This window comes from Aquiflexum balticum DSM 16537 (assembly GCF_900176595.1).
Lineage (GTDB): Bacteria > Bacteroidota > Bacteroidia > Cytophagales > Cyclobacteriaceae > Aquiflexum > Aquiflexum balticum.
The window spans coordinates 1,554,733-1,580,687 of record NZ_LT838813.1; the positions used below are offsets into that span (position 1 = coordinate 1,554,733).

Genomic DNA, 25,955 nt, shown 5'->3' on the forward strand with positions numbered 1-25,955 from the left:
TATGGATGCTAAGAAGAAAAAAAACCTGGAAGAGACCTATGAACGGATCCTAAATGTGGGCTTCTGTATAGTTCCCTATGAAGATATATCGGATATCATAGGCCCCGACCCCATGGTATATGGCACTGCAAAAGATGAAAGGATACTATCCTTTGAAGGTGTCGAGGCTTTGTTCAAATCCCAGTACGAACAAATGGGAAACATGAAGCCTGCTTTTGAGCGCAAAAGAATTGCTTTGCGGATATCAAACAGTGGGAACAACGCTTGCATCATAGAAGAACTTACGTTTACACTTTCTTCTGAAGAAGAAATTCATACCATCTTTATGCGGGCTACCTGTGTGATGGAATATCTGGACAATAAATGGAAACTCACCCATTGGCATACTTCAACACCTGTAGATACCGAAAATGATCCATGGCACATGGAGGAGTGGAAAAGGGAAAAAGAGAAGCTCCAGCAGCTAGTCGACCAGCAGACTGCGGCATTAAAGCAAAATAACCGGGAATTGCAGATCGAAGCGGCTTTGGAAAAAATCCGTTCCAGCTCTTTGGCAATGCAAAAAACCGATGACTTACGGGACGTAGTGAAGGTGCTGTTTGAGCAAATGCAAGGGCTAAGCGTGGACATGGGTTTTGCATCGGTAAGTATTTTTATTTTTGAAGATGGGTCCCGGAATATCAGGCAATGGCTGCCCCTGCCGGATGGGGTTTCTTCACTTAGTGTACCCTATTTTGACCACCCGATTTCTTCCGACCTTTTTGATGCAAAGGAAAGTGGGGAAGATTTTTTCACAAAGATTTATACGCTCGAAGAAAAGAACACCTGGCTAGCACATGGTTTTGAGCATACGGATTACAAAAACCTTCCTGTAGCATTTAAATCCTCTCTACTTCAAGCGCCCGGCTATGCCATCGCTATCACCTTGGCCAAAAATTCGGGAATATGCATTCCCAGTTTTGAAGGCAAACTTCCTTCGCCTGAGGATATTCAAATCATGAAACGGGTAGGTAAGGTCTTCGAGCAAGCCTATATCCGTTTCCTAGATCTCCAAAAAGCAGAAGCACAGGCAAAGGAAGCGCAGATAGAAGTGTCATTAGAGCGGGTACGATCAGCCTCAATGGCAATGCACAAAACTGATGAACTGGGAAAAGTGGTAGAAATGCTTTTTTTACAGTTCTCTGAATTGGACCTTGATTTTTATCAAGTATGGATCAACATTTTCCGCTTGGAAGAAGGAGTCTCCGATTGTTGGTTTTCTCCCGTAAAGGGAGTAATTAATGAAGCATACACCGCTCTAGTACCCCTTGAACCCTTTGAGAATCTATCAATAAAAACCTGGAAAGCTGGTGAAGAGTTTTCCTATTTATCATGGAATGGCCTGGGGGAAGTGGATATAGTGATGAAGGAGTTGTCTGCGCTGACGAATCATCCAAGTTTTCATCAAATCCAGAAAAAGAAACGTATGAAACGCGTGGAAATTGTCGATTGTAACCATAAATATGGGGTGATAGCAATGGCAAAGAATGAGGATATTACAGATAATGACCGATCCATTCTTAAGCGTTTCGCAAATGTTTTTGAGCAATCCTACACCCGCTTCCTCGATCTTCAAAAAGCCGAATCGCAGGCAAGAGAAGCCAAAATAGAGTCGGCATTAGAAAGGGTAAGGTCCCGCAGTTTGGCCATGCATCATTCCTCAGAATTATCGGCTGTGGTAGATACATTGCTTAAGGAGTTCACGAATCTTGAATTCACTCTTACCTTCTGCATCATCAATTTGATTGATGAACAAGACTTGAGCAATACGGTGTGGGCAGCTAACCCCGAAAGCGGGAAAGACCCGGAATCCTATTACATGAAATTTGAAGATTATCCATTTCATCACGCCATGTGGGATGCCTGGAAAGCTCAGAAAAAGCGATTTGTTTATACCATAGAAGGAGAAGAGAAAAAAATCTATGATCAATATCTTTATAATGATACTGAATTTCGACGTTTCCCAAAAAACGTCCAAGAAGCAAATAAAGCCCTCGAAAGGTATGTAGCCGGCTTTACATTCTTCAAGTATAGCGGACTACAAACAGTGAGTGTTAATCCTATATCTGAAGACGAGTTGGAAATCCTCGAACGCTTTGGTAGAGTCTTTGAGCAGGCCTATACCCGCTTTCTCGATCTGCAAAAAGCAGAGGCACAAGCCAGGGAAGCTGAAATCCAATTGGCGTTGGAAAGAGTGAGAGCTAAGACCATGGCCATGAAAACCCAGTCTGACCTCCTCGGTATCATAGAATTATTTGGCGAACAACTGAATGCTGTAGGTATAAGGTTTGATAACGTCACGTTTATCGAAGGACCCATCACAAAAAAAAGAGACTGGGATTTATGGAGCTATGCGCCGGAGGCAGAAAATACAACCGATAAAATTCTCATTCCTTATATAGAGACTCCGTATTTCACAAAAACAGCAAAAGCTGTAAAAGAGTACCAAAAGACCGGCCAGCCCATCCAAGTAAAAACATTCACAAAGAAAGAGAAGAATGAATTTCTCGACCACTATTGGAAGCATGCACCAGCTGTGTCAGATGAATTTGTCAATTATGTTAATGCCACTCCAGGTTCAATAATAGTAGATGCTTTTTTGGAAGAGATAACTGTTTCTATGGTAAAATGGAATACAGAACCATATACATATGAGGAACTTGAGAATTACGAACGCTTTGCAAAAGAGTTCAAGCAAACCTATATCCGCTTTCTTGATATCAAAAAAGCTGAAGCTCAAGCTAAAGAGGCAAAAATCGAGGTAGCCCTCGAAAAAGTACGCTCCCGAACCATGGGGATGCAAAAAGCCGAGGAGTTGGGAGAAGTCGCCACGGTTTTGTTTAAAGAGATGAATGCGCTGGTTGATAATCTTTGGACCTGCGGTTTTGTACTCTGCGAACCTAATCGCCAAGAAGATGAGTGGTGGCTGAGCTTAAATAATGGTTTGATCCAACCGTTCTTCCTCCCCAATATTGGGGACTTTGCCCATGAAAGCCTTTATGAAGGATGGAAAAAAGGCGAAAGCTACCGGACTGTAACCCTGCAAGACGAAGTGCTACAGGAACATTACGATTGGTTGATGAATATTCCAATCTCCAGGAAGATATTTGAGGAAATGGAAGGTTCAGGCATTCCGCGTCCAAACTGGCAGCGATTACATGCGGCCTACTTTAAGACCGGATATCTGGTGATTATTACTGAGGTGCCCTGTGAAGAGGAGGAAATATTCAAACGCTTTGCTCAGGTTTTTGATTTGACTTACACCCGCTTTTTAGACTTAAAAAAAGCCGAAGCACAGGCCCGGGAGGCACAGATTGAAGCGGCATTAGAGCGCGTTAGGTCTCGGACTATGGCCATGCACAGCAGTCAGGATGTGGATATGATAGTCACCACACTCTTTGATGAATTACTCAAACTTGGGGTAGATAAATGGATCCGTTCAGGTATTGGGATCATGGACAAATCCAGGAGAATGGAAGTTTGGACTGCTTCTACCAACCCATCAGGACATACAGCCCTTGATAAGGGATTTTTGGATATGGAAACACATCAATTACTGAAAGAAGTCCAGGAAGCATGGGAAACAAAAAAAACAACCAATTCCTATGAATTGATAGGTGATGATCTGATCAATTACTTTAAGACGATCAATGATGCACCTGAATATTCTTTTCAGGTAGATTTTGAAAAACTACCCAACAAAATCATCCACTATGATTTCTTCTTTCCTGAAGGGGCTCTTTTTGCTTTTTCCCCAACTCCACTTTCTGAAGAAATTGGAAGAGTTTTTATGCGTTTCGCCTCTGTATTTGGTCAAACATACCGTCGATACCTCGACCTGCAAAAAGCCGAAGCTCAGGCTAGAGAAGCGCAGATTGAAGCTGCATTGGAGCGAATCCGATCGAGAGCGATGGCCATGCAGCATTCTGAAGAGCTTCGTGATGTGGCGCTTGAGCTTCGAACGCAAATGGGCATTTTGGGCCAGAAAGATCTGGAAGTTTGTGCCATTCACTTGTACGAGGAACATAAGGATCATTTTGAATCATGGGCAGCCATGCATGTGCCAGGTAAAGAAGAAGGATTGTTACAGTTCCAGGCACTTTTCCCAAAATCAGGAAAGCTGATCATTGACGAAATGATGGAATGCTATGCCTCAGATCAAAATGAATATGTACTGGTAAATGAAGGTGAAAAGGGCAGGCAGTGGTTTGAACTGTTAAGGGAAAAGGCTCCGGAGGCATTTCAATACCTTATGGAGGCTATGCCCAATATGCCAGCACAGGAAATAAAAGCCTATTGGGGAATAGCTGATTTTTCCGGCGGCGCGCTGGTGATGGTAACCTATTTTTATCCGGACAAGGTTTCTCGGGATCTTTTGCGGAGAACAGCCAATGTATTCGCTCTTGCATACAAGCGATTCAAAGATTTGCGAATGGCCGAATCCAGTGCCCGGGCTGCCAGACGCCAAGCCTCTTTGGACCGCATTCGGGCAGATATTTCTTCTATGCGCAATGCGGAAGACTTAAATCGGATTACCCCACTTGTATTCAATGAACTCACTGCTTTGGGCATACCCTTTATTCGTTGTGGGGTATTTATTGTACATGAAAAAGAGAAAAACGTGGAAATTTATCTTTCCACACCGGAAGGAAAGTCATTGGCAGTTATGACACTCCCTTTTTCTGCCAATGAAATGACCTCCAAGTCGGTGGAAGCCTGGAAAAAAGAGGAAGTCTATATCCAACATTGGAATCAAACAGATTTTACCAATTGGGGTAAATCCATGCAGGAACAGGGCTATGTCAAAGATCTGAAAACGTATCAAGGTACCGAAAATGCACCTGAAAGCCTGCACCTGCACTTTGTTCCTTTTGGCCAAGGATTGCTCTATGTAGGGTCACCGGGAAATTTATCTGAGGAGCAGATTGATCTGGTAAAAGCAATGGCCAAAGCTTTTTCCATCGCTTATGCCCGATACGAGGATTTTGTCAAGCTGGAGCAGGCCAAAGCCGAAGTGGAATCAGCCATGAGCGAACTCAAAGCCACCCAATCCCAACTCGTACAACAGGAAAAACTTGCTTCTCTTGGGCAACTCACGGCCGGCATCGCCCACGAGATCAAGAATCCGCTGAATTTTGTGAATAATTTTTCGGAGGTATCGATGGAGATGATTGAGGAGATAAAAGAAGAAAGAGCCAAGAGCCAAGAAACAAGAGACGAGACTTTGGTGGACGAGATCCTGGAAGATATACATTCCAACTTGGGAAAAATACATGAACATGGTTCGCGGGCAAATGGTATTGTGACTTCCATGCTACAGCATTCCCGTGGAGGATCAGGGAAAAAAGAACCCGCCGACTTAAATTCCCTGATCAAGGAATATGTAAATCTCAGCTTTCATGGCATGCGGGCGGGTAAAAATCCGATCGATGTGGAAATCGCTTTGGATCTGGATCCCGAGGTAAAGGAAGTTTCTCTGATTAAAGAAGACTTTACAAGGGTGGTGATTAATCTTTGTAACAATGCTTTTGATGCGATGAAGGAGAAGGTATCAAAGACGGAAGACCTGCCTACCGGTCAGGCAGGCGGAAGACAGAACACAGAAGATGGGGAATCTGGTAATGTAAAGTACGATCCTAGATTGAAGGTGAGAACAAGGTTGGAAAATGGTCGGGTTCAAATAGCTTTTGAAGACAATGGACCTGGTATCCCAGAAGAGATCAAGGATAAAATCCTACAGCCTTTCTTCACCACCAAAAAGGGAACTGAGGGAACGGGATTGGGACTGAGTATTACGCATGATATTGTAAAGGCGCATGGGGGGGAACTGGAAATAGAAACAGCCATGGACAAAGGAACAAAGTTTATAATCAAACTAAACACATGAAAGCAAGATCAATTTGCGGAAAATCAGCTGAGGAAATCCAAACAGCTTTAAATGCAGCTATAGGAGATGGTTTTATACCCACCTTGGCTGTTGTTTTTATCTCCATAAAGCAGGATCGAAAAGCGGTCAGTGAAATCCTTGCAGCACAGGACATCGACGTTTTTGGGGCTACATCCTGCGGCGAGTTTGTTGATGGTCACCAAAGCAAGGGCGAAATAGCCATCTTGTTGATGGACTTATCACGGGATTTATATGCGATTGTGTTTGAAGATATGGGAGCACGGAGTATTCAGGCAGCAGCAAAACAAGTCGCAAGTTCCGCCCTTTCGAAATTTGCCAATCCGACCCTGATAGTATGCAGTACCGGTGTAACCCCGGCAGTGGAATTATTTGACGGAACAACCCTGGTACATGAACTCTCAGAAGCAATTGGCCGGGACAAGATCTTTTTTGGCGGTATGGCCGGAGATGATTTTACATTGACAGGAACGGCCGTCTTTACCCAAAATTGGGAAACCAATTATGGGCTTGTCGCTTTGGTGCTGAATGCTGATAAAGTCTCCCTGAATGGTATGGCCATCACAGGCTGGAAAAAATTGGGAATTTCCAGGAAAGTGACCCACAGCAAGGGCAAACTTTTATATTCCATAGACGGAAAACCCGCTGTGGACATGTACCTGAAATACCTGGGCAAAAGCGAACAGGGTGGAGACCGGGATTTTGACCTTTTAAACGAGCTTTCATTCGAATACCCATTCATCACAGAGCGGGAAAACAGCCATGAAATATTAATCAAGTCGCCCATGAACATTGATCATGAAGAAAATGCGCTGGTCATGGACCTGGAGATGAAGGAAGGTGAGACTTTCTGGTTTTCGGTTCCTCCTGATTTTGATATTGTGGAGGAAATCATCGATGAAGCAAAAGAGGTCAAAAATGCTGCAGGTGGAGATGCGGATGCCCTGCTGGTATTTTCCTGTGCAGGCAGAGAACCGGCGCTTGGCCCATTGGTGACTATGGAGAACGAAGGACTGGCTGAGGTATGGAAAAGTCCCATGGCCGGGTTTTTTACTTATGGGGAATTTGGCCGGGCCAAAAACGGACAACAGCATGCTCACTCGACCGCCTGCTGCTGGGTGGCATTGAAAGAGAAATGATTCAATCATAAAATATTGAAAATATGAAAGCAAAATCAATAAAAGGAAAAACACCTTCAGAAATACAAAAAGCATTGGAGGAAATCACAAGTGATGCCAGCCAGCCCAATGACCAGGGTTTCAAACCGACCCTTGCGATCATCATGATAAGCAATATTGACGATGCGGAACCTCTTCGCTCTATTTGTGAGAATCAGGGCATTGCAATCTTCGGGGTCACTGCACCACAAAACTTTACGGACCAGGGAATTACAGACAGTGATATCGTTGTGATGCTTCTGGATATTAAACCGGAGAACTTCAAAATAGTGTTGAACGATTACGAAGTATCGTCTGCTTATGAAGCCGGGTATAATACAGGTATAACTGGGAAGAGCGCTTTTAAGAATCCGGGCTTCATCATTTCACCATTGGATTTCAGAATTTCTTACGATGGGCTCATCCAAGGATTGACGGATGCCGCAGGTCAGGATATTTTGATCGCGGGCGGCGGTAGTGGTGATCCGGCTGACTTTACAGGAATCCTTTTCACCAATGATGTATCAAGTAAGGGAGGATTACTTGCACTCATTCTGGATCAGGACAAGGTTGCGATGAGCGGCCTGGCTGTTTCAGGATGGAAGCCGGTAGGGACAAGCAAAAAAATCACGAAATGTGAAGGCACTTGGGCGCTCACCATTGACCATGAACCGGCGATGCATGTCATTCAAAGATTCTTAGGGAATGATATAGTAAGGGATAATCCAGAAGGAAGTGGATTTATTCCAACAGACCTTGGCTATCCATTACAGTTTGAGAGGGCATCAGGAAATGCCATTATGAAACCTGCGCTGTTTTTTAATCCTGCCGATCAATCCGTCATGATTGCAGGTGGAGTAAACGAGGGAGATCAATTCCGTTTTTCCCTGCCACCGGATTTTGATGTGATAGACAAAGTGTTGGAAAGCACCAGGATCAGTAAAGAAAAGGAGATGCCGGATGCCGATGTGTTGATGGTTTTTTCGTGCGTAGGAAGGTTAGGAACGTTCGGCCCTTTGATCTCCACAGAAATAGAAGGTCTGGCATCTACTTGGGGCAAACCCATGATAGGCTATTTCTCCTTGGGTGAATTTGGAAAATTGGATGAAGGCCGCTGTGAATTTCAGGGTACAACGGTAAGCTGGGTAGCATTGAAAGAGAAATAATTTTAACCACTAAAATTGAAGAAATGAAAGCAAAATCAATCAAAGGCAAATCAAAAGAAGAAATTAAAACAGCACTCGCTGAAAGTATGGCCGATGGCTTCAAACCCTCCCTGGCGATCATGTTCTCTTCCGTGAGTCAAGATCTTCATGCCCTTAGTAAGGTAACATATGATGCGGGATTAGACCTTTTTGGGGTTACCACCAATGGAGAGTTTATAGATGAAGAAACTGAAAAGGGATCAGTAGTGGCACTCTTGTTGGAAATCAACAAAAATTATTACGAGATATATCTGGAAGAATACCCAAATAAAAACTTCAAAGAAGTTGCGATGGGAATTGCCGGTAAAGCAAAAGCGACATTTAAAAAGCCTGCTTTTATCATCGGTACGAGTAATCCTGCGGCAGATGGAGAAGAAGTCTTGCGGGGCTTTGAAGAAGTTATTGGGAAAGATGTGATTGCTTTTGGCGGAGGTGCAGGAGACGATTACGCCTTTACTGAAACCTATGTTTTCACCAACTATAAAGTGAGCAACAACGGGATGGTTTGTATCGCTTTTGATGAAGAAAAAGTGGCTGTCAGCGGCATCGCTACCTGTGGTTGGAAAGCAGTAGGAACAGAAAAAACAGTGACCAAAAGTGAAGGGAACCATGTGTTCACGATTGAAAACGAACCGGCACTCGATATCACCACAAAATATGGCGGACTTGAAAATGTAACCCCGGGCAACCAGGATTTATTAATAGAAATTGCCGCCAATTTTCCATTGCAACTTCAACGAAAAAATGGAGATCCAGTCATGCGTCCACCGTTGGTCGTTGACTGGTCAGATCGCTCTTTTTACACAAGCGGCACGGTTCCGCAAGGGTCAAAAATCCGTTTTTCCTTACCTCCTGATTGGGATGTGATGGAAAAAGTGGTGAAAGGCGTTCAAAATCTAAAGGAAACCGAAAGGCCGGAAGCAGATGCCTTGGTTGTGTTCAGCTGTGCTGGCAGGATTCTTTCATTCGGCCCTATGATGAATTCCGAAATAGAAGGCATTCAACGAGTTTGGAATGTACCCATGGTAGGAATGTTTTCCAATGCGGAACTCGGCAGAATGGCAGGAGGTAATTTGGAAATGCATAATTTGACCACCTGTTGTGTGGCGTTAAAAGAAAAATAGAAATGGATAAAAATCTGCTAACTGTATTAGAATTTATTCAGCAGTTTCCAAATATGCCGGCTGAACAGAAAGAGGCTGTTCTTATGGCATTAAAAGCTGTGGATAAAGAACTTCAGATTTTATCTTTTAAGCTCGACCGAACCGAAAAAGTAAAACGGACGACAGCTATCCTGCTAGAAGAAACCATTGAGGAACTGGAGCATAAAAGAATTGCGGTGGAAGAGAGCAATCAGGCCCTGCAAAAAACACTCGAGGATTTAAAAGCTGCTCAGGATCAACTCGTCCAACAGGAAAAGCTCGCCTCCCTCGGCCAACTGACAGCTGGAATTGCCCATGAGATCAAGAACCCGCTGAATTTTGTCAATAACTTTTCGGAGGTATCGATGGAGATGATTGAGGAAATTAAAGAGGAAAGAGCCAAGAGCCAAGAAACAAGAGACGAGACTTTGGTGGACGAGATACTGGAAGATATCCAATCCAACTTGGGAAAAATACATGAACACGGCTCCCGGGCAAATGGTATTGTGACTTCGATGTTACAGCATTCGAGAGGGGGATCAGGGAAAAAAGAATCTACTGACTTAAATGCCCTGATCAAAGAATATGTCAATCTCAGCTTTCACGGGATGCGGGCGGGGAAAAACCCGATCAATGTGGATTTGGTATTTGATTTAGATCCAAAGTTAGGGGAAGTGTCCCTGATCAAGGAGGACTTTACCAGAGTAATCATCAACTTGTGTAACAATGCTTTTGATGCTATGAGGGAGAAGGTGAAAAAGTACGAAGTACCAAGTACGAAGTACAATGAGGGAGCAGTGGTTGATGGAAAGTATCTGCCAAAATTGAGGGTGTCCACAATGCTTGAGAAGGGTCGGGTTCGGATAGCTTTTGAAGACAATGGTCCGGGGATTCCTGATGAGATCAAGGACAAAATCATGCAGCCTTTTTTTACTACTAAAAAGGGAACTGAGGGAACAGGATTAGGGCTAAGTATCACCCATGACATTATCAAAGCGCATTGTGGGGAATTGATTATTGAAACAACTATAGGTTCGGGAACTGCATTCCTTATCCAACTAAGTAAATAAATATTCAGAGATGTAATCAGTAGTATAGGGTCCATCTGATTAGATTATCTTAAAGATAAGCTTCAGATATCTATATTGGAAAGAGATGTTTGTGTATATTTATAAATATCAAGGTAATTGAACCGGATCTAAAATTCCTTTTTATTGGAAAACTTAATACTGAATTATTCAATTATACCGCGACAAAATACCATATATGATTTGGTTCAATCAATAATTTGAATTTCAATTAAAAAAAACAATAAATAAATGATTTTCCACTAAGCAATAAACAACTTATGCACTTCAAAAAAATCTTAATTTTTGCCTTTTTGAGTCCACTACTTTTCTTCTCAAGTCAAAATTATAATTCCTTTATTGAAGAAGATGAAATTGATATTCGACAGGGAAGGGTGGAACACAAGGTAGTTGTAAAAATCATCGGAGATGAATGGAGAGTGGTCTTGGAAGATGATGAATCTCAAAGTGATGTGATTGTAAGGAGAGGCGACCGGATTCGATGGGTGGTCGAAGGTTCCGATGCTTCCTTTGCATTTCCAGATATCCGGATTTTTGGCCTTGAAACAAGGGAAGTAAAGGATGGAAATCCCTTGGTGATGGCAATTTCGGCAAATAGCCCGAAAGGCACTTTTGCTTATACGGTTTTTATTCATGAATCCATGACTTATGCCCGAGGTCAATCTCCGCCAAGGATTATTGTTAGAAATTGATCAAAATGAATTTATTCGGTCAGGTTCACCTGACCGAATACATCTCTTCAAAAATGATAACTGTTTTTTTTCACCCGGATTCTCTAAGCTAAAATAATGTTAGCAAATGTTTATGTATGATTCAATCTGAAAGATATGGTTGCTGAAAGTGAAGCAATGAATTTTCCGGCAAAAGATGATTTAAAAAGATGTTTACACGCAACTTTAGGATTTCTCTGCATTCTGATTTTTTCTGGAGCTTGTCAGCAAATTGATAAAAAAGGTACTCACCAAAATCAAGATTTTAAAGAACCGGTAAATCCTGCTTTGCCTACAATCATTTATTTGGACAGTCTTGAAGATTTTCTTCAACCCCAAAAGAATTGGATCAGGGACAATTCCCCACCGAAAACTATAACGGTTCCCCAAAGTCCACGTGAGGAATATACCCTCCAAGATGAGCAAAACCAAACGCGTGCCATTTCTTCCCCGGAAATTATTAAAAGACCTTACTTAAAAAACGAAAAAGGTGAAGCTATCCTTGACGCTGAAGGGAACTATTACTATTTAGGTGATGGCGGGATTTCTCAATTTAGCACATTTACGACTGATGAAGGTTTGAGCTTGGACAATATCACCTCTTCGTTGTTGGACAGGTCAGGAAATCTATGGTTCGGTACTTGGGGAGGTGGGATTTCAAAGTTTGACGGGGTTTCCTTTACCAACTTTAATACAGCCCACGGTCTTTCCAACAACTTGGTGCACTGCCTTGCTGAAGATAAAGACGGGAACATTTGGATTGGTACTGAAGGAGGAGGGATTTCTATTTATGATGGCTATTCTTTTTCCATCAAATCCAAATTCGATGGGCTGGCAAATGATATTGTCTATGGGATTACTCCGGACCGAAATGGTAATATGTGGATTGCTGCAGGAGTGGGTGGAGCTTCAAAATTTGATGGGGAAGGCTTTACCAACTTCAATCAGGAAAACGGTCTTCCGGAAAATACTGTTATAAAAATTGCTGAAGATCGCAATGGTTTTATCTGGTTTGGAACAGGGAGTAATGGGGTCTCAAGATTTGATGGAAAATCCTTCCTGCATTTTTCCACTGAAGACGGGTTGGTTGATAATGCGATCAATTGCATTGCCAAGGACAGTTCAGGCAACCTTTGGTTTGGAACCAAGGGCGGTGGGGTTTCCAAGTATAAGGAAAGTGCTGATTCAAAGAAAAAAGGAACCTTTACAAACTTCACCACTTTGGATGGGCTTGGCCACAATGACGTTTGGGATATTGAAGAAGATTTGGATGGGAATTTATGGTTTGCCACAGAGGGCGGCGGGGTTTCAAAATTTGATGGCAAATCTTTTACAAATTATACCACTTCCCAAGGATTGCCCATAAATGTTGTATACAGCATTTCAACTGACGCATCAGGGAATATCTGGTTTGGAACTGCAGGAGGTGGAGTTGCACTGTACAAAGGTCCTGCCTTTAATAATTTTACGGCAGATCTTGGTCTTGCCAAGAATAGTGTTTATGGTATCCTGGAGGACGACTATGGCAATCTCTGGTTTGGTACTGATGGAGGTGGAATTTCAAGATACGATGGCAAATCCTTTACAAATTTTACTACCGATCAGGGACTGCCAAATCCACTTGTCATCAGTGCCCTCAAAGACAAAAATGGTCAACTATGGTTTGGAACAGGCGGTGGAGGTATTGTGCTTTTCGAGGACGAATCTGATAAAGGTAAAAATACAAGCATTACCATTTTTAATACGGCCAATGGTCTGCCCAATGATATCATATATGCTATCAAAGAAGATCGTTTGGGGAATATTTGGATAGGTACCGGTGGGGGAGGTTTGGTAAAATTTGATTGGAATATCAAGCCTGTGAATCAGGCAGGTTTTATTGCTTTTACCACAGATCATGGTTTGGGCAGCAATTACATTTACAGCATTTTGGAAGACAGTAAAGGAAATCTTTGGGTGGGTACAGCTGGTGGGGGTGTTTCCAGATTTGATGGTAAAGGATTTACTAATTTCAATACCTCACAAGGTTTGTCCAATGATATTGTGTGGAGCATTTTGGAAGACAAGGTGGGTAATATTTGGTTTGCCACCCAAGGCGGCGGGGTTTCAAGGTTTGATGGCCAATCTTTCAGCAACTTGACAAAAAGAGAGGGATTAGGTGATGACACTGTTTATGATCTTTTGGAAGATAAGGATGGAAATATTTTTATAGGAACGAATCAAGGTTTTACCGTAATACCCGCACCGGCAGCTACCCTGCCGTTTCAGGAAATACGCGGAAGTTTGGAGTACTACAATACTCCTAATGGCTATCCGGTCAAAGATGTAAATAAGGGTATCTACCTGGACAGGCATGGAAATATATGGGCAGGCAATGGGAGTGATAAAACAGGTTTGGTGAAATTCAATTACCAAGCTTTGAGAAAAAAGAAAACAAAGCCTGGCATAAAAATCAAAAACATCAGAATAAATGAACAACCGATTAGTTGGACTTCCCTGCAAAAAAGCAATCATGAAGATGAGCATTCCGATAGTTCAAGATCCTTGGCTTATATTACCGATGAAGTCAGGGTATTTGGTAGGCAACTCAGCACTGAAGAAAGAAGATCTCAACAAAAAGAATTCTCAAAAATCCAATTTTCAGAAATCAGGAGATTTGAAAATTTTCCTGAAAATCTTGTACTCCCCTTCTCTCAAAACCAAATCACCATAGATTTTGGGACGGATGAACTGGTAAGGCCCAATTTAATGGAATACAGGTATATGCTTGAAGGGTACAATAAAAGCTGGAGTCCAATTATAAAAAACAGCCTTGCTACTTTTGGCAATATCACTGAAGGTGATTATGTGTTTAAAGTGATAGCTAGATACACCGGGCCTGCCGAAGCTGAAGGAAAAGAGTGGTCAGAAGAGGCTGTCTATAGATTTTCCGTCCTTCCTCCATGGCATAGAACCTGGTGGGCCTATTTGATATACCTGATAATTTTTATTTTAGTTATCAATAGAATAAATAAATTCCAAAAAAGTAGGGCCTTACGCAAAGAAAGAGATCGGATCCAACAGAAGGAACTCGAGCATGCCAAGGAAATTGAAAAGGCATACCTTGAATTAAAATTGACCCAAGCCCAACTCGTGCAGCAGGAAAAACTTGCCTCGCTCGGGCAACTCACAGCGGGAATCGCTCACGAGATCAAGAATCCCTTGAATTTTGTCAACAACTTTTCAGAGGTGTCTATCGAGATGATTGAGGAGGCAAAAGAAGAAAGAAGCAAGAGCCAAGATGCAAGGGATGAGACACTTGTGGATGAAATCCTGGAAGATATCAAGTCCAATCTGGTGAGAATTCATCAACACGGTTCACGGGCCAATAGTATTGTGACTTCTATGCTGCAGCACTCCCGCGGGGGCTCAGGTATAATCGAACCTACGGATCTCAATGCCCTGATCAAGGAATATGTCAATCTTTGTTTTCATGGGATGCGGGCCGGTAAAAATTCCATAAACGTTGATATAACCTTGGATCTTGATCCTGAGATAAAGGAGGTACCACTGATCAAAGAGGATTTTACAAGGGTAGTAATCAATCTTTGTAATAATGCTTTTGATGCGATGAAGGAGAAGGTTTTAAAGACGGAAGACAGAAGACGGAAGACGGAAGATGGGAATTCCCAAAACATTAAGTATGATCCTAAATTGAAGGTGATTACAAGTTTGAAAAATGGTCGGGTTCGGATAGCTTTTGAGGACAATGGACCGGGGATTCCAGATGAGATTAAGGATAAAATCCTGCAGCCTTTCTTTACCACCAAAAAAGGCACTGAGGGGACGGGATTGGGGCTGAGTATTACCAATGATATTATCAAAGCCCATGGGGGAGAATTAAGCGTATTGAGTAAAGCTGAAACAGGAACGAAGTTTATCATTCAATTACCAATACAACCTAAGTGATGAAGCAAAGAATTTTAATGGTACTGTTTTTCTTTTTGATCCAGGATTATTGCCTAGGTCAAAACCTAAGGCAATGGGACAGAAGAATTGATAGTCTGCAAATTCAATATGAAAATGCCTCTTTGGATTCTGTCAGAGTTCAGACGGCCATAAAATTAATGGATGTGTTGGGCAACAAAGCTTGGATTGCAACCAATACAGGTCAATTTGCTGTGGCTTATGAAGCCTTTAGGAAGGCTTTTGATTTTTGGGAAAATCCAGAAACCATCAAACTTTTTGGGAAAGTCAAGCATGATAAAGAATATGAAAAAAGCTACTGGAGCGTGCTGGCCAATTTAACTTTCAATTATGGCCATCTGATGGGGGCAACAGGAAATATCGAAGAGAGGCTTTACTACTATCAAAAAGCTTATCAGATAGCCAAAGAACAGGAAGATGTGATGAATACTGTTTTTTCCTTAACTGGATTGGCCTTCGTATATCTCACTAATAATGAATTGGATTCAGCTCAGATGAAAATTGAAGAAGCAAGGTCCTATCCACCGGAATTATACAATTTCGAAGGATATCCTGAAATTAAATACATTGATGGTGCAATCAAGCTTAGATTGAAGCTGTATGAACCTGCATTAAACGCTTTTTGGGATGGTCTTGAGGATGCCATTGAAAAGGACTATCCTGTGGGCAAAGCCACAAATAATCTTGGATTATCAGAGACCTACAGATATCTCAATAATATGGATTCCAGTTACTTTTTTGCAAGACAATCCATAAATGAATTAAGGAGAATCCGAGAGATCCAGATGTTTGAAATAGATATTGCCTTGGCTTATCAAAACCTTTACGGGCATTTTCGACATTTTAACCAGCCTGACAGTGCTTTCAGGTATTTGGAACTGGCTCAGGTAGAAAGATCAGTTTTGACCAAAAGAAAGTTTGCCAATATGGCTGCTTTTCAACAAGTTCTCTTGATCAGAGAACGAGAACTCGCAAACCTTGAAAAAGAAAATCTTGCTATTCAGAGTAGATACCGAACTTATTTATTTGTGTTTGTACTGACTGTATTTTTGTTCATAGGGGGCATCCTTATTCGTGCCAATCGCCAAAAACAAAAAGCTAACCTGCTGCTTGCCAGTCAAAAAGAGGAAATTCAATCCGCTTTGCATCAGCTCAAATCCACCCAAGCGCAGCTCATCCAATCGGAGAAGATGGCTTCTCTGGGTGAACTCACGGCCGGTATCGCCCATGAGATTCAGAATCCCTTGAATTTTGTGAATAATTTTTCGGAGGTAAGTGCGGAGTTGGTTGAGGAGGTTGAAGAAGAAAGAGCCAAGAGCCGAGAAACGAGAGACGAGACTTTGGTCAGTGAAATCCTTGAGGATATCAAGCAGAACTTGGAAAAGATCAACCACCATGGGAAGCGGGCGGATGCGATAGTGAAGGGGATGTTGGAGCATAGCAGGACCGGTTCGGGGGAGAAGGAACTGACAGACATCAATACCTTGGTAGGGGAATATCTGAATCTTGCCTACCAAAGCTTCAAATCTAAGAACAAAGAAATTGAAATCGAACTAATCTCAGACCTTGATCCATCGATCCCCAAAATAGAACTTATCCGTGCGGATATCGGCAAGGTGCTGCTGAATATCCTCAACAATGCATTCTATGCTGTAGGGGCAGGGCATGCCCTGTCCCTACAGCCAATGGTCACCGTCTCCACGAGGCTGCGGGAGGGCTCCCCTATAGGGGCTGGGGGTAGCAATGGGAAGTGGATACAAATCTCCATCTACGACAACGGCCCCGGCATCCCCGACGCCATCAAAGACAAAATCTTTCAGCCTTTCTTTACCACCAAGCCAACGGGCCAGGGAACAGGATTGGGATTATCCTTATCTTATGACATTGTCAAGGCGCATGGGGGATCAATAAAAGTACTTTCAAATGAAAATGAAGGCCTGCCTGAAGGAAAGGCAGGGACAGAATTTAGCATTGAATTACCTTTATTAATATGAAAATAAAATAAATAGCATTTCTCAGTTGAAGTTTAATTTCACTAAAAACAAATCATACTGGAAATTCAATTAAGGAATATATTTAACTTAACAACAACGATTACACAATCAAATTTAAGGTCATGGTAACAACTGAAAATAAAATGGTTGAAAAAGTTGATATGGAACAGGTTTGCCAGGAATGCAGCAAAAAAACTAAGATTTCAAAAGGTCCAACACGCAGCTTTTGGCATCCCCGATTAAAAAACCTCAATAGAATTGAGATTCATAAATCACGAAGCCATGCCGGACTCTTACAGAGATTTTCACTCTTTTGCATTGAACTATACGAAGATTTTCTACTTCTATACCATGCAATGGATAGATTCATCTTTCCACGGCGAAATAAGATTTATGGACAACCCAGTCCATATCATCAGGTTACAGGCCATCTTACCTTTGGTACCCGCAAAAAGGAATCTGATTCTCCTGTTTTTAATATGCACATAGAGCTTTGGGCGAGAACAATCTGGGGAGGATACCGAAAGCTCAGTGAAGGTAAGTCCGATTTTAGTGGAGCTTTTAGTCTTCCATATGATTTATTCTACACCCATAGGTTTTATATTGTCAAGGTTTGGCTGGCGATTTACCAGACGGGTTACGAGCATTTCAATAAAAAAGGCCAACACCTTCCAAATTTCACAGAATTTAAGCGTATTAAAATCTCTAAGGGCGATTTGGTTGGCATCGAGTACTGCTGCCGTCAAATTCAGCTATCCTACTGGGAGTATCGGCAAGATACCCCATTGCCTCGTGTTGTAATTAAGGACCATGATAAAAACGCTCCGGATAAGTATTCGCCTGGCTATAACAAGACACTTGAAAAACAATTCGTACCCATCGAACTGATCAAACTAAGGCACATGGAGATGATCCTTTTAGGTCAGGGCCTTACTTATGAACGTATCACCGAAGATTATCCTGAGAATCTTACGGTTTGTATGGAAAAGAAGATTCCGGGAATCACTCGGAGTGACGAATGGTTTGGCAGAAGGATGATGAATGGCATGTATGCATGTGATTTCGACCGTGACCCTAAAAATCAATCACTATACTGGGTTCACCATCATTGGGGATCATATGAAAAAAGATACCATCATTATGCCATGCCTGATGTGGATATGTGGTTCGAATTAAAGGACAATGGCCTTCCAATTCCGGTGAAAATTACACTTACCGGGCCTTTAACCGAGCAAGAAAAAGACCTTAAACAAAAAAGAACTTTTACCCCCAATGATGGGGCTAAGTGGTTGGCAGCAAAACGAATTTGTCGGGTAAGTGCCGGGCTTTATGCAGAACTGGCGCACCATTTTGCCGGAACACATGTGAACACTGAACAATATGCGATTGCTTGCTTCCGAAATTTACGACTGAATCCAATATCCGGCCTGCTCAAATCTTTTCTGCGTTCGGTGGTATTGGTAAACCATACTGCTGACCGCATCCTAATAGGCAATGGATACATCACTTCTGCTTGTGCACTTACTCCAAAAGGTATCGATCAGGTGGTGTACAATGTGTTGGGGACTTTAGATTGGAAAGGTTTTCGTCCTCAGCAACCAATAAGCGATGCGCATACCTACGCAAAAGCGAGCAACCTATACTGGGATATTGTTTTTGATTTTGTTACAGGCTTTATTGACAATCCTGCCAACCGTTCTGAAATATTGGCACATTGGTTTGAAATCCATTGCTTCTCAGAAGATCTGGTAAACCATAGCGTTCCGGCCTTTTTGTGCCATTATCTGCAAAATGTCCTGTTGGATGGGTATGGTAAAATGAAAGGGAATGGAAGTACAGATTGGTATCAGCACCATCATAGGATGGATTTAACCGACGAACGGCCAGAAGTAAATGGAGTAAAGAAAGCAGTTTCCAGAATTACCCACAAAAAGGATGGGCAGGAGGTTACAGAAGCGGATATTAATCAGCTAAAACAAGCTTGTACCTATATAATTTACCAAGCTACTTTTGGCCACACCTGGTCTAATTCAAAACAATACGACGATATCGGAGAGGTGCTCTACTGTAGTCTGGGTCTACGTTTTGGAAAAGGGCCAGATGGAGTAATGGGGCCAGAGTCGGATCATTCCATTGCGCCTGATCTCACTCGGTCAACTCAGATGATGTGGTGGAGCAATATGCTTTCTCGCACCGGTTATGGATTTATCATGGCTGATGAAGATGGGGTCGTTCCACCGGAATTACGGGATAGTTTAGAAAAACACCGGCAGGAGTTTGCAGTTCTTGACCTTGATATAGATATAATACAATCACAAACCAACATTTAGATATTTTAAAAATGAGATCAAATCGAATTCCTGTTTTTAAATCAATTACAACCGCGGTCCATCGGTTATTTGGTAGGGTATTACTTTGGGTGGCCACTAAAGCTTTTACTTGGGCACTGACTATTTTCGGAAGTATTCTGTACCGTAGTAAGATGTCTCACAACAATGGTATTGCTGCGACCGGGTCCATCCGGTTTGTTGATAAACTCGAATTCCCGTTACATCCATTCTTCGAGCCAGGTAAAACACTGCCCTGTCGGGTTCGGCATGCGGCCGCCTCCTTCATGGATGACGCCATGCGTGTGGTTCGTAGTATGTCTATAAAGATGGCGGACACCAATTATAAAAGTCCAATGGATATTGAGCTCAATACTGGTGAGACTGCTCTTTTTTGGTCAATTGCAAGCTTTTTCAGGTTTGCTAAGTACAAGAAAACCCGATTTGGAATGCAATATGAGGAATACTACAGGAAATATCCTACAGGGGTGGAAGGTGCTCAGGTAGGGATGCGACGTAACCCGACATCCTTTTCCAATTTAAGATATTACTCACAAACACCTTTCCTTTATAGAGCCGAGGATAATGTGCTTCGATACATAAAATACCGTACCATTCCTGCTGAAGATGTACCTGAATCAGGCATTCTTGATGACTATGACATGAAGATTCCTTCTGAAAATCAAAGGATTTTACCTGGTGAAACACTGAGTCGAAATTATCTGAAAGATGAGTATGTAGAAAGACTCCGTATTAAACCTGTACATTACAAACTTCAGATTCAGCTACATGAGGCATCCGATGATGATGACGCTGAGATATTTAACTGTTGCCGAAAATGGGATGAAGCATCGCACCCTTGGATTGATCTTGCAGAGATAACGATGAATAGACCACTGGACTGGGCGGAGAGTACCAAAATGATTTTCTCCATGAAAAATCTGCCCAAAGGCCTTGGTATAATTACCTCCTATTCAATTTTCGATTATAATTCACTCAATTTCCTTCGTAAACACTCCGATTTGGCTAGATATGCCCGTGTTTGGGCCATCAAAATATTTGGAATGCCAAGTGAGATTCCTGATAATGATTATAGAAATTGCTAATCCCTTTTTACAATGGAAGAATATCTCTTATATGAAAGCAAAAGTTCAAAGATTTTCTTGAATGAAGATCAAGAAAAGGGATTCACTTACATTACCAAGATTTTGAATCAGGAATTTCCTTCACCGCAGGCTATACACCAATTCTATAATGAATATGAATTAACTCACGCACTGACTATAAATGGTGTACGAAAAAGTTTTGAGAGAAAAAGAGTAAACAACCGCCATGTCATTGAGATGGAGTATATACCTGGTAAAACGATCAGTGAAATGGTGGAGGTGGAGGCGTTCAGCATCGATGATTTTTTAGAGTACGCCATAGAAATTTCCAGAATCCTTTCTGAAGTCCATGAAGCCAAAATTATCCATAAAGATATAAATAGCCAAAATATCATTATCGATCCAAATAATGGAAGAGTTACTTTACTTGATTTTGGTATTTCTACTAAACTCAACCTAAAAAACAGTAGCCTTGATAATCCTGAAAAACTTGAAGGCACTCTCATGTACATCTCTCCGGAACAGAGTGGTCGTATGAACCGTGTGATGGATTATCGGACAGACTTGTATTCTCTCGGAATCACTTTTTTTGAGATGCTGACTGGTGACCTACCGTTCCAATCGACCGATGCCATGGAGCTTATTCATGCTCACATTACCAGTAAACTACCTCCCATTTCGAACTATCGGAAGGATGCACCGGATATGCTGGAGCGAATCATCAATAAATTAACCGCAAAAAACGCAGAGGCCCGCTACCAGTCAGCATTGGGGTTAATGAAAGACCTGCAATACTGTCTGGATGATTGGAAACGGCTCAATCATATCGAGGAATTTGAAATCTGTCAACACGACTTCTCAGGTGATTTCCATCTACCGCAAAAACTGTATGGACGTGATAAGGAATTGGGATTGTTGATGGAAGCCTTCGACCGCGTTTCAGATGGGCAGATACAAACTCTGCTGGTGGGCGGCTATTCCGGGACTGGAAAATCTGTATTGGTGCATGAGATACATCGCCCGATTACTGCAAAAAAAGGATTCTTCATTGAGGGGAAATTCGATCAGTTTCAGAGGTCAGTGCCTTATTTTGCATTTATTCAAGCTTTTACCAGCTTTGTTTCCATTAAACTAACTGAAAATAAAGCCCGACTGGAACCTCTCCAGATAAAGATGAAGAATTTGTTGGGAGATGAAGGAAAGATACTAACAGATCTCATTCCGAACCTTAAACTTTTAATCGGCCTACAGCCTGAGGTCCCGAGGCTTGGCGGTTTGGAGTCTCAAAACCGGTTGAATTACTTGTTCAGCTCTTTCATTCAAGCCATTACCGATGTTGAACATCCCATAGTACTATTTATTGATGATATGCAATGGGCAGACAGTGCATCTCTATCCCTGCTGAACGTTCTGATGTCCAACAAAGATCTGAATCACCTGATTTGTATTTGCGCGTACAGAGACAATGAGGTGAGTCCGGCCCATCCTTTCATCACTACGGTGGACGATATGCGTAAAAAAGGTGCCTTGATAAGCGAGATCAATATTGGCAACCTGGAAGAAATAGATGTACAACAACTGATTTCAGACGCGACCCGATTACCACTGGAGGAGACGTCCACCCTTGCTAATCTAGTATATGAAAAGACCCATGGAAATGCTTTTTTTGTAACACAATTCCTTAAAAATCTTGCAGAGGAATCCCTGCTGCATTTTGACCACAAAAAACGGGAGTGGCAATGGGATATTGAGAAAATCCAAGATCGGAATATTACAGACAATGTGGTGGACCTGCTCGCCAATAAGATCACTTTGTTGCCGAAAGAAACACAGGAGATTTTGAAAGTTGCCGCTTGTATCGGAAACCAGTTTGATATGGAATCCCTGGCCAGTTACCATAATCCAGCAGACAACACTGATCGCACTTCGGACAAACAGAATGATACCATAATGAAAGCACTACAGGATGCCCTTTTAGTAGGCTACATCACACCAACTGCTTACGGATACCGTTTCATTCATGACAGGATACAGCAAGCGGTTTATTCACTCATATCAGACAAAGATAGGATTGCGATTCACTATCGGATTGGTTCCCTCCTACTGGAAAAGGTTTCAAAGGAGCAAATGGAAAATTACTTATTCGTCATTGTAAATCAATTGAATCAAGGCAACGAACTGATTGAATCCGAAGAAGAAAAAGAAATGCTGGCAGAGCTCAATCTCCGGGCTGGCATAAAAGCCCGGGATTCCTCTGCATTTCAGCCGGCCCTTACCTATTTCGAAACAGGAATCGCTTTATTGAGGCCTGATCACTGGAATTCACAATATCAACTTAGTATTGAGCTGTTTACCGAAGCTGCGGAAATATGTTATAATATGGGTGAATTCGAACCCATGGAAGAAAAGTTGAACGCCGTACTGGAAAATCATAAAGAGCTATTGGATGTAGTTCGGGTTTATGCAATTAGGATTAACGCCCTGAAGGCACAGAACAAACTTCAGGAAGCTATCGATACAGGCCTTGAAGTTTTGGAACAACTGGGAGAAAAATTTCCAACGAAAGGGCCACTTCCATTGGTAATGGTCGATTTAATCCGAACAAAAATCAAGTTGATAGGCAAGGATAAAGATTCCATCTCCAACCTGCCTGAAATGACCAATCAATACAAAATCGCAGCACTAAGAATACTTAACAACATCGCATCTCCTGTTTATTGGGCACGCCCGAAAATACTTCCCTTTATCATCTTTAGAATGGTAAGGCTTTCTGTGAAATATGGGGTGACCGAAATATCCGCATTTGGATTTGCAACCTATGGATTGTTGATGTGCGGAGTATTGGGTGATATGAGGACAGGCTACCAATTCGGTCAAATTGGTTTGGCATTGCTCGACCGCTTTGAAGCAAAGCAATGGTTGTCTCAGATCTATACGCCTATCTATGCACTAATTAACCATTGGAGCGAACATGTTCATAAGTCGCTCGAGCCTTTCCTTTATTCCTACAAGGTAGGGTTTGAAACCGGTGCCATTGAATACGCCTGTATAAATGTGAATATCTATTGCAACCATAGCTACCTGGGCGGCAAACCCCTTACATATTGCGAAAGTAAGATGAAGATGTTCAGTGAGCAAATGTTAAAATATAAACAGGAGACAAACTATAATTACAATGAGGTATACCGACAGGCAGTACTCAACCTTCTTGGAATGTCTGAAAACCCAACGGTTTTGTCAGGCGAAGCCTATGATGAATATAAGATGGCACCCATCCATGAAGCCCGTAAAGACCGCGCAGGCACATTCCTGATCCATATAAACAACTTGATGCTTAAATATCTTTTCCATCAATATGATGAAGCTATTGAACACGCCGCCTTGGCCCGGCCATTGTTGGATGCAGTATTGGCCAAATACGATGTAGCGATCTTTTGGTACTACGAGGGTCTGTTGAGTATGGCAGCTGCGCGGGAGAATGACGGAAGTAAAAGGAGATTCTACCTGCGTCGAGCAAGGAAAAATATTGGACAATTCAGGAAATGGGCCAAATACTGCCCGGCTAACCATCAGCACAAACTTGATCTCCTAATTGCAGAAATGGCCTGGTGTGAAGGTAAAGGTGAAATAGCACGCAAACATTATGATCTGGCGATTAAAGGTGCGGATAATGGCGAGTTTCTCAATGAGGAAGCTCTTTCGCTCGAAAGAGCTGGTCTATATTATCTTTCAGCCGGATACGATTTCATCGCGGAGAATTACTTGAGGAAAGCTTACCAGACCTACAAGGAATGGGGTGCAAATGCAAAAGTTAATGATATGCGAATCCGTTTCCCAAAAATTCTGATCGGTTTTGATAAAGAAAGTGTGAATGTAAAATCTAAAACAAGAACGGACAGCGTCTCTATATCAGAAAATAATAAACTAGATCTTAATACTCTAATGGAAGCTGCACAGGCAATTTCCAAAGAGATTGTGCAGGAGCGATTGTTAAAGACACTTCTATACATCAGCATAAAAAATGCCGGTGCGGAATCTGGCTGCATTATAATGAAAAAAGGAGAGAATTGGCTTATAAAAAGCTCCTTTTTTGCAGAGCAAAACGACTCCCCTACTCATACTGAAACTCCCTTTTATGAAAATAACCTGGTGCCTGAGAGCCTGATAGAATTTATTTATAACACCCAACAGAATCTTGTTTTAAATGATATTTCACAGGACCCCAGATTTATGACCGATTCTATAGTGAAAGCAAGAAGATTGAAATCTGTGATGTGCGTGCCAATGTTTAGCAAGGGCAAAACCGAAGGTGTCCTGTATCTGGAAAATAATTTACAAGCTTCTGTTTTTACGGAAAGCCGTGTTCGGTTTCTTGAATTATTGTCTGGTCAAATCGCTGTTTCATTGGAAAATGCCCAACTCTATGAAAACCTGGAGTTAAAAATTGAGGAAAGAACATCCACGTTGAAAGCTTCTTTAGAAAACCTGAAAGCCACCCAGGCCCAACTCATCCAATCCGAAAAAATGGCCTCACTTGGTGAACTCACAGCCGGTATAGCCCATGAAATTCAGAATCCGCTGAATTTTGTGAATAATTTCTCGGAGGTTTCTATAGAGATGGTTGAGGAAGCTTTGGAGGAGATTAAAAAGAACCGAGACCTGCCTGTCGGACAGGCAGGCATGGACGAAGCTTTGGTCAGTGAAATACTGGAGGATATCAAACAAAACCTTGAAAAGATCAATCTCCATGGAAATCGGGCCGGATCTATTGTCAAAGGGATGCTCGAGCACAGCCGTACGAATACCGGGGAGAAAGTACTTACCGATATCAATGCCTTGGCAGATGAGTACCTCCGGCTGTCCTACCATGGCTTAAGGGCCAAGGATAAAAGCTTCAACGCCGACTTTAAAACCGCTTTCGATCCCGATCTCCCCAGAGTGAGTTTGGTGGCGCAGGATATCAGCAGGGTTTTGTTGAATCTGATCAACAATGCATTTTTTGCGGTCAATGCAAGAAAGAAATTGGGAGAAGATGGGTATCAACCAACCGTGAAGGTTTCCACTTCCTATTCCCCACTTCCAGGGGGGCAGGGAGGTAAGGTACAAATCTCCATCTCTGACAACGGTTCCGGCATCCCCGATGCCATCAAAGACAAAATCTTTCAGCCTTTCTTCACCACCAAGCCTTCCGGGCAGGGAACAGGATTGGGATTATCCTTATCTTATGATATCGTGAAGGCGCATGGGGGGGAGTTGAAGGTAGAAACCAAAGAAGGGGAAGGATCTACGTTTACTATCTCATTGAAATGATTTCAA

Annotated in this window: 11 protein-coding genes; all 11 read left to right on the forward strand. The window is 42.2% G+C overall.

Translation table 11 applies throughout. The features are described from left to right. The first annotated feature begins 1 nt into the window (after window position 1). The 11 genes from B9A52_RS06785 to B9A52_RS06835 all read left to right on the forward strand — a co-directional run bounded on the left by B9A52_RS06785 (window position 2) and on the right by B9A52_RS06835 (window position 25,949). Window positions 2-5,926, forward strand: coding sequence for an ATP-binding protein (locus B9A52_RS06785; RefSeq protein WP_084119587.1), 5,925 nt, complete (start codon window positions 2-4; stop codon window positions 5,924-5,926). Beyond that, window positions 5,923-7,083, forward strand: coding sequence for an FIST signal transduction protein (locus B9A52_RS06790; protein ID WP_084119588.1), 1,161 nt, complete (start codon window positions 5,923-5,925; stop codon window positions 7,081-7,083). Before B9A52_RS06785 ends, B9A52_RS06790 begins: the two co-directional genes overlap by 4 nt. A 23-nt stretch (window positions 7,084-7,106) precedes the next feature. Further along, window positions 7,107-8,267: an FIST signal transduction protein gene (locus tag B9A52_RS06795; RefSeq protein WP_084119589.1), complete on the forward strand. Its 1,161-nt coding sequence runs from the start codon at window positions 7,107-7,109 to the stop codon at window positions 8,265-8,267. A 23-nt stretch (window positions 8,268-8,290) separates the two neighbouring features. Next, window positions 8,291-9,430, forward strand: coding sequence for an FIST signal transduction protein (locus B9A52_RS06800; RefSeq protein ID WP_084119590.1), 1,140 nt, complete (start codon window positions 8,291-8,293; stop codon window positions 9,428-9,430). 2 nt (window positions 9,431-9,432) lie between these two features. Then, window positions 9,433-10,518 (forward strand): sensor histidine kinase, encoded by a 1,086-nt coding sequence (locus B9A52_RS06805; RefSeq protein ID WP_084119591.1) that lies wholly within the window; start codon window positions 9,433-9,435, stop codon window positions 10,516-10,518. A gap of 311 nt (window positions 10,519-10,829) precedes the next feature. Then, on the forward strand, window positions 10,830-11,228 hold the full coding sequence (locus B9A52_RS06810; protein ID WP_157370093.1) for a hypothetical protein: 399 nt from the start codon (window positions 10,830-10,832) through the stop codon (window positions 11,226-11,228). Between the two features lie 135 nt (window positions 11,229-11,363). Then, on the forward strand, window positions 11,364-15,194 hold the full coding sequence (locus B9A52_RS06815) for a two-component regulator propeller domain-containing protein (RefSeq protein WP_084119593.1): 3,831 nt from the start codon (window positions 11,364-11,366) through the stop codon (window positions 15,192-15,194). Continuing rightward, window positions 15,194-17,206 (forward strand): sensor histidine kinase, encoded by a 2,013-nt coding sequence (locus B9A52_RS26110; protein ID WP_084119594.1) that lies wholly within the window; start codon window positions 15,194-15,196, stop codon window positions 17,204-17,206. Before B9A52_RS06815 ends, B9A52_RS26110 begins: the two co-directional genes overlap by 1 nt. Before the next feature lie 122 nt (window positions 17,207-17,328). Next, window positions 17,329-19,536, forward strand: coding sequence for a lipoxygenase family protein (locus B9A52_RS06825; RefSeq protein WP_084119595.1), 2,208 nt, complete (start codon window positions 17,329-17,331; stop codon window positions 19,534-19,536). An 11-nt stretch (window positions 19,537-19,547) separates the two neighbouring features. Next, window positions 19,548-20,639: a catalase family protein gene (locus tag B9A52_RS06830; protein WP_084119596.1), complete on the forward strand. Its 1,092-nt coding sequence runs from the start codon at window positions 19,548-19,550 to the stop codon at window positions 20,637-20,639. Window positions 20,640-20,651: 12 nt separating this feature from the next. Continuing rightward, window positions 20,652-25,949: an ATP-binding sensor histidine kinase gene (locus B9A52_RS06835; RefSeq protein WP_084119597.1), complete on the forward strand. Its 5,298-nt coding sequence runs from the start codon at window positions 20,652-20,654 to the stop codon at window positions 25,947-25,949. The last annotated feature ends 6 nt before the right edge of the window (window positions 25,950-25,955 follow it).

Excerpts from the sequence above, each read along its gene's own strand:
- B9A52_RS06785 (WP_084119587.1), top strand. The coding sequence starts at position 2 with ATGGATGCTAAGAAGAAAAAAAACCTGGAAGAGACCTATGAACGGATC.
- B9A52_RS06790 (WP_084119588.1), top strand. The coding sequence starts at position 5,923 with ATGAAAGCAAGATCAATTTGCGGAAAATCAGCTGAGGAAATCCAAACA.
- B9A52_RS06795 (WP_084119589.1), top strand. The coding sequence starts at position 7,107 with ATGAAAGCAAAATCAATAAAAGGAAAAACACCTTCAGAAATACAAAAA.
- B9A52_RS06800 (WP_084119590.1), top strand. The coding sequence starts at position 8,291 with ATGAAAGCAAAATCAATCAAAGGCAAATCAAAAGAAGAAATTAAAACA.
- B9A52_RS06805 (WP_084119591.1), top strand. The coding sequence starts at position 9,433 with ATGGATAAAAATCTGCTAACTGTATTAGAATTTATTCAGCAGTTTCCA.
- B9A52_RS06815 (WP_084119593.1), top strand. The coding sequence starts at position 11,364 with ATGGTTGCTGAAAGTGAAGCAATGAATTTTCCGGCAAAAGATGATTTA.
- B9A52_RS26110 (WP_084119594.1), top strand. The coding sequence starts at position 15,194 with ATGAAGCAAAGAATTTTAATGGTACTGTTTTTCTTTTTGATCCAGGAT.
- B9A52_RS06825 (WP_084119595.1), top strand. The coding sequence starts at position 17,329 with ATGGTAACAACTGAAAATAAAATGGTTGAAAAAGTTGATATGGAACAG.
- B9A52_RS06830 (WP_084119596.1), top strand. The coding sequence starts at position 19,548 with ATGAGATCAAATCGAATTCCTGTTTTTAAATCAATTACAACCGCGGTC.
- B9A52_RS06835 (WP_084119597.1), top strand. The coding sequence starts at position 20,652 with ATGGAAGAATATCTCTTATATGAAAGCAAAAGTTCAAAGATTTTCTTG.